This is a genomic window from Undibacterium sp. 5I2, from assembly GCF_035019605.1.
Classification (GTDB): Bacteria; Pseudomonadota; Gammaproteobacteria; order Burkholderiales; family Burkholderiaceae_D; genus Undibacterium.
Map to the genome: position 1 here is coordinate 1 of NZ_JASJVS010000159.1, position 604 is coordinate 604.

Below are 604 nucleotides of genomic sequence, written 5' to 3' on the forward strand. Positions count from 1 at the left end.
ATTCACACAAATTGAAAAATAAATCTGTATATTTTTGTTTTACAAAAGACATGTGACAGGTAGCCTAACACCGGGGGATACCGGCATGGCCTTAGAACGCCTGCTCAACGTGTTTAGCGCAGAATTTAACCATCAAAAGGAAGCCAAACTCTACATCTTTTTTGATGAAGTACAGTACCTCAAAGAGTGGGAGATCCATTTAAAGTCCCTAGTCGACTCATATTCTGACTATAAATTTGTCGTTACAGGCTCAGCAGCAGCTGCCTTAAAACTAAAGAGCAATGAGTCCGGTGCTGGCCGCTTCAGTAACTTTGTGTTGCCACCACTCACTTTTGCTGAATACCTGCGCTTTATACAAAGAGACACTGAGCTTATAAATACTGTCGTGCCACCTGGCGTAGGCTATACCGCTAATAATATTGATGCATTGAATGAGGAATTTTTAAATTACCTCAACTTTGGTGGCTACCCTGAAGCAGTTTTCAGCGATACGATCCGAGAAAATCCACAGCAATTTATTCGTGGTGACTAAAGTGGCCCCCTAAGTCCAGACAATTATTCAAAGAGTTTAAGATAGTGCCTGTTTCTGCCACAGCTGCGCGGC

1 protein-coding gene is annotated in these 604 nt (G+C 42.4%); it reads left to right on the forward strand.

The genetic code is table 11. The features are described from left to right. The first annotated feature begins 85 nt into the window (after positions 1–85). On the forward strand, positions 86–532 hold the full coding sequence (locus tag QN359_RS19810; RefSeq protein WP_322248145.1) for an AAA family ATPase: 447 nt from the start codon (positions 86–88) through the stop codon (positions 530–532). Positions 533–604: the final 72 nt, after the last annotated feature.